Source organism: Sodalis sp. (in: enterobacteria) (assembly GCF_047607725.1).
Classification (GTDB): domain Bacteria; phylum Pseudomonadota; class Gammaproteobacteria; order Enterobacterales; family Enterobacteriaceae; genus JBLKSS01.
The window spans coordinates 1-6,668 of record NZ_JBLKSS010000193.1; the positions used below are offsets into that span (position 1 = coordinate 1).

General features: G+C 60.6%; 14 protein-coding genes and 1 pseudogene. All 15 read left to right on the forward strand.

The window, feature by feature from the left end:
* The first annotated feature begins 214 nt into the window (after window positions 1-214).
* Window positions 215-325, forward strand: a complete 111-nt coding sequence (locus ACMX3H_RS15775) for a 3'-5' exoribonuclease domain-containing protein (RefSeq protein ID WP_415211504.1) — start codon at window positions 215-217, stop codon at window positions 323-325.
* Window positions 282-938: a 3'-5' exonuclease gene (locus tag ACMX3H_RS15780; protein ID WP_415211505.1), complete on the forward strand. Its 657-nt coding sequence runs from the start codon at window positions 282-284 to the stop codon at window positions 936-938. The genes ACMX3H_RS15775 and ACMX3H_RS15780 overlap by 44 nt, the downstream gene beginning before the upstream one ends.
* A complete protein-coding gene (locus ACMX3H_RS15785) occupies window positions 922-1,068 on the forward strand; it encodes a phage protein GemA/Gp16 family protein (RefSeq protein WP_415211506.1) in 147 nt (48 codons plus the stop codon). The genes ACMX3H_RS15780 and ACMX3H_RS15785 overlap by 17 nt, the downstream gene beginning before the upstream one ends.
* A gap of 1 nt (window position 1,069) precedes the next feature.
* Window positions 1,070-1,396 (forward strand): phage protein GemA/Gp16 family protein, encoded by a 327-nt coding sequence (locus ACMX3H_RS15790; RefSeq protein ID WP_415211507.1) that lies wholly within the window; start codon window positions 1,070-1,072, stop codon window positions 1,394-1,396.
* On the forward strand, window positions 1,318-1,485 hold the full coding sequence (locus tag ACMX3H_RS15795; protein WP_415211517.1) for a hypothetical protein: 168 nt from the start codon (window positions 1,318-1,320) through the stop codon (window positions 1,483-1,485). Before ACMX3H_RS15790 ends, ACMX3H_RS15795 begins: the two co-directional genes overlap by 79 nt.
* A 39-nt stretch (window positions 1,486-1,524) precedes the next feature.
* On the forward strand, window positions 1,525-1,770 hold the full coding sequence (locus ACMX3H_RS15800) for a hypothetical protein (RefSeq protein WP_415211508.1): 246 nt from the start codon (window positions 1,525-1,527) through the stop codon (window positions 1,768-1,770).
* 82 nt (window positions 1,771-1,852) lie between these two features.
* Complete coding sequence (locus ACMX3H_RS15805) at window positions 1,853-2,329, forward strand: N-acetylmuramoyl-L-alanine amidase (protein ID WP_415211509.1); 477 nt, start codon at window positions 1,853-1,855, stop codon at window positions 2,327-2,329.
* A 226-nt stretch (window positions 2,330-2,555) separates the two neighbouring features.
* Window positions 2,556-3,167 (forward strand): hypothetical protein, encoded by a 612-nt coding sequence (locus ACMX3H_RS15810; RefSeq protein ID WP_415211510.1) that lies wholly within the window; start codon window positions 2,556-2,558, stop codon window positions 3,165-3,167.
* Entirely contained in the window at window positions 3,157-3,399 is a 243-nt protein-coding gene (locus tag ACMX3H_RS15815; protein WP_415211511.1) for a hypothetical protein, read from the forward strand. The genes ACMX3H_RS15810 and ACMX3H_RS15815 overlap by 11 nt, the downstream gene beginning before the upstream one ends.
* A 15-nt stretch (window positions 3,400-3,414) precedes the next feature.
* A complete protein-coding gene (locus ACMX3H_RS15820) occupies window positions 3,415-3,606 on the forward strand; it encodes a hypothetical protein (protein WP_415211512.1) in 192 nt (63 codons plus the stop codon).
* Window positions 3,606-4,106, forward strand: a complete 501-nt coding sequence (locus tag ACMX3H_RS15825; RefSeq protein ID WP_415211513.1) for a DUF1804 family protein — start codon at window positions 3,606-3,608, stop codon at window positions 4,104-4,106. Before ACMX3H_RS15820 ends, ACMX3H_RS15825 begins: the two co-directional genes overlap by 1 nt.
* The gene (locus ACMX3H_RS15830; protein ID WP_415211514.1) at window positions 4,099-4,299 is read left to right on the forward strand and encodes a hypothetical protein; all 201 of its coding nucleotides are present in this window, start codon (window positions 4,099-4,101) and stop codon (window positions 4,297-4,299) included. Before ACMX3H_RS15825 ends, ACMX3H_RS15830 begins: the two co-directional genes overlap by 8 nt.
* Complete coding sequence (locus ACMX3H_RS15835; RefSeq protein WP_415211515.1) at window positions 4,296-4,508, forward strand: hypothetical protein; 213 nt, start codon at window positions 4,296-4,298, stop codon at window positions 4,506-4,508. Before ACMX3H_RS15830 ends, ACMX3H_RS15835 begins: the two co-directional genes overlap by 4 nt.
* A 30-nt stretch (window positions 4,509-4,538) precedes the next feature.
* Window positions 4,539-6,174, forward strand: a pseudogene (gene terL, locus ACMX3H_RS15840) (phage terminase large subunit).
* Window positions 6,174-6,668 (forward strand): DUF935 family protein (locus tag ACMX3H_RS15845; protein WP_415211516.1); only part of this gene is annotated, 495 nt, incomplete at its 3' end. The pseudogene terL and the gene ACMX3H_RS15845, both read left to right, overlap by 1 nt.

Below are 6,668 nucleotides of genomic sequence, written 5' to 3' on the forward strand. Positions count from 1 at the left end.
AGGCGAATCACTACGCAAAGAGCAAGGAGTAGCCAGCACAGGAAAAATAGACTAAAACCGAGTCAGAAGATGAGCGAACACGTGATCGAATATCACTGGAATGGGTGATCGGAAAATATCGGAATAACTGATCGGGTGTCGCCGGAACAGATGATCGGATACGTCGGAATCTGCACATTGAGGAAAAATGATGAATAGACCCATGAATAACGTGATGCTCGATATCGAAACGCTGAGTAAAAAAGCCGGCTGCCCGATATTGTCAGTGGCGGCGGTGATGTTTGAGCCGGCAACGGGGCGCTTACGTTGGACATACGTTTTATGAGCGTATCGATTATCAGGCCGCACTCAAATACGGTGAGCCAGAGGAAGACACCCTGCTGTGGTGGCAAAAACAAAGTGATGAGGCGTGTCACGAAGCCTTTAGCGGTAAAGCGCGTCCCGACGTCGTCGCTCGTGCCTTGCGTCATTTCATTGCCACCCACTGCGCTAAACCTCGCGTGCCCTGGGGTAACGGCGCGGTATTCGATATTGCCCTGCTGGAAAGCTGGTTCGACCGCGTTGACCCACAAAAAGACGACCAGGGCAATGACCGCTACCCCTGGTCATTCTGGGATGTCGCCGACCTGCGCACGCTGGTACGGCTGTCGAGAATGGATGTGCGAGCCATCACGTTTGCCGGTGAAAAGCATCACGCGCTGGATGATGCCCTGCACCAGGTCAAGATAGCGCATGCCGCCTGGCAACGATTATTTCCTGATGATGGCAAGTCTTATGCGTCAGTAATCGAATACCAGCTTGCCCAATGCAAGCGCGCCTTGACCGCCCTGGGGTTATTGCCCCCAGTGCCTTTCTTCAATGAGAGGGGGATGCATTCGCCGGGACAACATCCTCATGCGGTTAACCTTCGGAATGACGCTCATGAAAAATCTGATTAAAATTGTGCATACGGGTAAAAATAAACTCGGCTGGGATGAGGAGACCTATCGCGGCGTCCTGCTGCGCGAGACCGGTAAAAATAGCGCCAAGGACTGTACTGCCGCCGAGCTGGCGCGCGTGGTGCGCTAATATGCGCGGTCAGGGCTTTACCACGTTACCCAAACATGGCCGCAAGCCGCGTGTGGCGGCGGGACGTCAGGGGATGCTCAGCAAGATTGAGGCGCTGCTGGCCAGCGCCGGGCGGCCCTGGGGCTACCTCGATGACATGGTTGCGCGCATGCTAGGCGAAAAAAGGCCCGTAGAATGGCTCGATGATGCGCAGGTGCGCCAGCTGATGCAGATGCTGATTATGGATGCCAAACGGCACGGGAGGCTGTGTTGCAACCGTCGCTCCAGCCGGATTACGCCGAGGTGCAGGCGCTGTTACCAGAGTCTGTGCAGCAGATTGCCGGCCTGATAGGCTTTCCGGCCACCGAGGCACTTATCCGTCATTTCGGCGGGGTGCCGTTTCGCATCGGCAAGGGGTTGCGCGGCGCGGGGGAGTGACGAATTGCTCTGCTGCAGAAAGTTCTGACGCCGGCGCAGGTGGCGCTGCTGATGCGCCATTTTGGTGGCGAGGAGCTGTATATCCCCCGTTGTGACAAGACGTGGCGCGCCTGGCGTAACCGCTGCTTTCTGGCCGAGCTGGACCGGCTGCTGGCTGAGGGGGAGTCCACCACCATGGCCCTGACGCTATTGTGCCCGCGCTATGGCATCGCCGCTACCCGCGCCCGCGAACTGGTGCGGCAGCGTCAGGCGGGGCCGCCGCCCGAGCAACCCACCCTGTTCTGAGTATTACCCTCTACGCCCCCGTCATCGGCACCGCCGGCCGCCTTTCGCCACAATAGCCTCATGTTCTGCATGAGGTTTTTTTATGTCCCGCGCCATTCATCGCATCATCATTCACTGCGCCGCCACGCCCAATGGCCGTGTCCTGGGCCGAGACGGCGAAAACGCCGCCCAGGTGATTGACCGCTGGCACCGGGCCCGCGGTTTTCACCGTGACGCTCCGGCCAATGATAACGGGTTGAGCAGCATTGGCTACCACTGGGTGATTGACGCTGACGGTCAGCTGCTGACAGGGCGCGATATGGAAAAAGTGGGTGCCCATGTGCGCGGCTATAACGCCGATTCACTGGGTCTCTGTCTGGTGGGCACCGATCAGTTTACTTCTACGCAGTGTGCCGTGCTGCGCACTCAGGTACTGACGCTGCGTCTGCGGTGGCCCGAGGCCACTCTGCACGGCCATAATGAATTTTCCAACAAGTTGTGTCCGGGCTTTTCGGTGCCCCGCTGGGTAGCGGGGGACTTCGCGCCGCTGAGCGACCATCTGTGTGAGCTTATCCCATGATGGCGCGTCTGGCTGAGCTTGTCACCAATCCCGAGGGGCAGCTATCGACCTCGGATGTGATTATCGTCGGTGCGTTTCTGGTCAGCTCCCTGGTGCTGCTGGGCTGTTGCCTGGAGCCGTCAGGAGACCGACCTGACGCTCGGGGTCTATCTCGGCTCCTGGGTCACCCATGGCGGCGGCGCGCGCTTTAGCGCCGGGCGGCGCGCCCGTAAACAGGGAGGAGGCGATGACGCTGTTACTCGCACTGAGTAAATTCATCAGCCGTCCGTGGTGGATAGTTGTGCTGGTTGCCGGTCTGGCTGGCGGTGCAGGCTACTGGCGCGGCGCTCAGCAGGCGCGCCTGGTCGCCCGGGCAACGCTCGCCCCCCGGCAGGCCGAGTGTGAAGCCCGGCAACGCCAGCAGGCGCAGGCCACACAACAGGTGCTGGAAGCCGCCCTGGCCCGGCAGCAACAGCTGCAGGGGGCCAATGACCGGCTCAGCGCGCAGCTGGAGACCACACAGCACGCCCTGACGCTGAAAACCCAACAGTTACACAGGAGTATTGCCCATGCGGTGGTTCATGATGGCGCTGCTTATACCGGTCTGGGGCCTGATGGGCTGCAGCGCTACCACGCCGCCCTCGGCTACCCCGCCGACGATAATGCTTCCCTGTCCGCATCCGCCGGCCAACCTGCTGGTACTGCCACCCATGCCGCCGCCCCTGTAAGGGGGGTTGGCCCGGAGGCGTTGCTGCACCACATCAGCGACTACGGGGCCTGGTGTCTGACCCAGCAGGCACAGCTACAGGCGCTGAATGCTTTCTATAGTGCACAGGAGAGACCGCGCGATGAGCCTTGACCTGGCATTCAATATTGCCCTGAGCCTGCTATCGGCACTCGGCGGCCTGTGGCTTAAAAGCGTCAGTGAAGAACTCCGACGCCTGCAGTATGAACTGACCCAGGTACGGCAGGACTATCAGCGGCATGAGGATGCACAGCGCGACCTGCAGCTGATGACCGGCATGATGCAGGACATCAAGGACAGTATTCAACGTATTGATAACAAGCTCGACCGCAAGGCCGACAAATAACGAGGAGCCTTATTCATGGAACCACTGGATGTGATGTCGCCGGTGTTGGCAGAGCTGCGCACCATTCGTACCCAGCTCGACGGTATCGACCGCCGCCTTGACCGCCTGCAGGTGAAAGGCGCACGGGCCGGGGCCACCGCCGGTGCAGTGACCGGTGGCGTGGTCGCCACCGGGCTGGCGCTGATTCGGGCGCGGCTGGGGGTGTAATGGCGCATCCCAAGGCCACCCGCGAGGGGCTGCGCCGGGCCTATGTGTTCGGCAACCTGTCTCTGGAGTTGGCGGCAATCCAGTGCAGCGTCAGCGTGCATTCTGCCCGGCGCTGGAAAAAAGAGGCGCTGGACAATGGCGATGACTGGGAGGTGATACGCAGCGCCCATCTGCTGGCCAGCGGCGCACCGGAAGATATCGCACGCTCCATCCTGACCAGCCTGATGGCACAGTTTCAGGAGACGCTGGAAAAGGTCAACCTGGCTGACACAGTGACGGCATCAGAGCGGGTTGAGCTGCTGGCACGCTTAACAGATGCGTGGAGCAAGTCGATTGCCGCCAGCAAAAAAATTCTGCCCGAGACCAGCCAGCTGGCCACCGCCATGGAGACCCTGAAGCTGCTCTCGGCGTTTATTCAGGACAAACACCCCCGGCATCTGGCGGCGTTTGTTGACATTCTTGAGGCTTTCGGGCCGGTACTGGAAAAACATTATGGCTAATCAATTAGTTGAAATCCGGGATGACGTGGCCGTTATCGCGGGGGAAATCACCAAGGTCTGGGTCAGCAACGGCGGCGAGGCGTTTGTCAAGCTGCGCGACGGCGCGGTGCATACCGTGGATGCCGCCTATGGCGAAACCCCCTTTCAGGCGTCGACACGCATCAAGGCCCAGATAGAGGCGGCGCTGGCATGAAACAACTGGTCAAGCTGTTACCGGGTGTGTACCTCGACCCAGCAGAGGTCAGTGCCGTCAGGGTCACCGGCGAGGATGTGTCTGTCGGTCTGGGCGGCGGTGCGCATTTTTTGTGCCTGGCGAGTGTCGCCGGCAGCGTTGACACGGTGGCCGAGACCCTGGTGTCGCGCATCAATGCGGTACTGGCTGAGCGTCATCATGGCGTGTAAACCGCGTTTACAGGGGATTTAAAGCGAGATATGGCTGCGAAATTTTCCATCCGTGAATTCCAGCACTCGCTGGCCGCGCTGGCGTCCAGTCTGCGCCGCACCATCGAGGCCGAATGTATGGGTTTTGATACCGGTGCCGAGGCCATGGCGGCGCGGCGTTCACAGGTGGCTGACCCGGTGAACGGGTATCGCTATTTTTTGCAAACCTACTTTCCGCACTATCATCAGTCATGCCGACCCCAGCGAACTGCATTGCTACCTGTTTCAGCGCCTGCCACAGATAGTCGCCAGTCCCAAAGGCGAGCAGGACGCCATCGCAGCGCCGCGCGGGGAAGTGAAGTCACGCTGGTCAGTCAGCTGTTTGTGTTGTGGTATCTGGTGCGGGGCATCAAGCACTATGCCCTGGTGGTGATGGATTCCATCGACCAGGCGTACCCGATGCTCGAAGCCATCAAGGCAGCGCTGGAATTTAACCCCCCTGTTGCTGGCCGACTTCCCCGAAGCCTGCGGTGTGGGGCGCGTCTGGCAGATGGGCACCATCCTGACGCGCAACGATATCAAGGTGCAGGTGGCCGGTAGCGGTAAAAAGCTGCGCGGCTTGCGCCACGGGCCGTACCGTCCTGACCTGGTGATACTGGATGATATTGAGAACGACGAGCAGGTGCGCAACCCTGACCAGCGCGACAAACTGGAAAGCTGGCTGAGAAAAACCGTGCTGCCGCTGGGCGGCGCGGGCACAAAACTCTATGTGGTCTATATCGGCACCATCCTGCATTACGACACGGTGTTGTCACACACCCTGAATAACCCGTTGTGGCGGCAGGCACGGTTTAAGGCCCTGCGCCAGTGCCCGGTGAACCTGTCCCTGTAGGAGACCTGGGAGCAAGTATTGCGTAACCAGGGAGAGGACTCGGCGCAGGATTTTTATACGTCACACCGTACCGAGATGGAGGAAGGCGCGGAAGTATCCTGGTCCGCCCGCCCGCTGCTGACCCTGATGCATATCCGCGCCCGGGATGGTCACGCCACCTTTGACGCCGAGTACTAGAATGACCCGGTCAGCGGTGAAGATGCGCTGTTTACCCACTGCCTGCATTTCTGGGTCAACCGGCTTAACGAGTGGGTATTCTACGGGGCCTGCGACCCCAGCCTCGGCAAGGCCGGGGCCAGCCGTGACCCGTCAGCGCTGCTGGTCGGCGGCTTTAATCGCGCCACCGGCGGTGCTGGATGTGGTGGAGGCGCAGATACGCAAGCGGCTGCCGGACGCCATTATCAGCAATATTATTGCCCTGCAAAAGGAACACCACTGCCTGGTCTGGGGCATTGAGGCGGTGCAGTTTCAGGAGTTCCGGCGCACCGAGCTGATTAAGCGCGCTGCACAGCTGGCCACCCGGTGCCGGCGCAGGCCATTATCCCCCATGCCGATAAGCTGTTGCGTATCGAGACCTTGCAGCCCCATATGGAAAACGGGCTTATCCGGCTGCACGCCAGCCAGACCACCCTGATACAGCAGCTGCGCCACTTTCCCCGCGCCGACCACGACGGCTCGGACGCGCTGCATATGCTCTGGACTCTGGCCGTGAGCCACGGCCCGAAAACCGAATACCGCTCATTGTCCGGTGACCGTCACTCCGGACGGCTGGGCTTTTCCCGTGGAGGCTGGTAATGGGCATGTTCACCGATATTTATGGCCGGCTGTTGCGCCGCCGCACCCTGACGCAGCCACAGACCGCTGATGACCGCCATCTGCGTTACCAGCAGGTGGCAGAGCACCCTTCGCTGGGCATCGATATCCGCCGGGTGTATGACATCCTGAGCGAGGCCGAGCAGGGGCACCTGGTGCGCCAGGCTGACCTGTTTTTTGATATGGAGGATCGCGACGGCCATCTTTTTGCCGAGATGAGCAAGCGCCGCCGTTCGGTGATGCCGCTCACCTGGCGCATTGTGCCGCCGCGTCATCCCAGTGCGCAGGAAAAGGCGATGGCGGACGCCGCGACTGAATGGTTTTCAGACCTGCCGGAGTTTGAAACGCTGCTGTTCTACTTGCTGGACGCCATTGGCCACGGCTTTGCCGCCGTGGAAATGGTGTGGAAACAGGCGGAAAACATCTGGCTGCCCAGTGCCTTCTATAAGCGCCCGCAACGCTGGTTCCAGACCGCG

Coding starts and splice junctions, on each gene's coding strand:
- ACMX3H_RS15775 (WP_415211504.1), top strand. CDS start 215: ATGCTCGATATCGAAACGCTGAGTAAAAAAGCCGGCTGCCCGATATTG.
- ACMX3H_RS15785 (WP_415211506.1), top strand. CDS start 922: ATGAAAAATCTGATTAAAATTGTGCATACGGGTAAAAATAAACTCGGC.
- ACMX3H_RS15790 (WP_415211507.1), top strand. CDS start 1,070: ATGCGCGGTCAGGGCTTTACCACGTTACCCAAACATGGCCGCAAGCCG.
- ACMX3H_RS15805 (WP_415211509.1), top strand. CDS start 1,853: ATGTCCCGCGCCATTCATCGCATCATCATTCACTGCGCCGCCACGCCC.
- ACMX3H_RS15810 (WP_415211510.1), top strand. CDS start 2,556: ATGACGCTGTTACTCGCACTGAGTAAATTCATCAGCCGTCCGTGGTGG.
- ACMX3H_RS15815 (WP_415211511.1), top strand. CDS start 3,157: ATGAGCCTTGACCTGGCATTCAATATTGCCCTGAGCCTGCTATCGGCA.
- ACMX3H_RS15820 (WP_415211512.1), top strand. CDS start 3,415: ATGGAACCACTGGATGTGATGTCGCCGGTGTTGGCAGAGCTGCGCACC.
- ACMX3H_RS15825 (WP_415211513.1), top strand. CDS start 3,606: ATGGCGCATCCCAAGGCCACCCGCGAGGGGCTGCGCCGGGCCTATGTG.
- ACMX3H_RS15830 (WP_415211514.1), top strand. CDS start 4,099: ATGGCTAATCAATTAGTTGAAATCCGGGATGACGTGGCCGTTATCGCG.
- ACMX3H_RS15835 (WP_415211515.1), top strand. CDS start 4,296: ATGAAACAACTGGTCAAGCTGTTACCGGGTGTGTACCTCGACCCAGCA.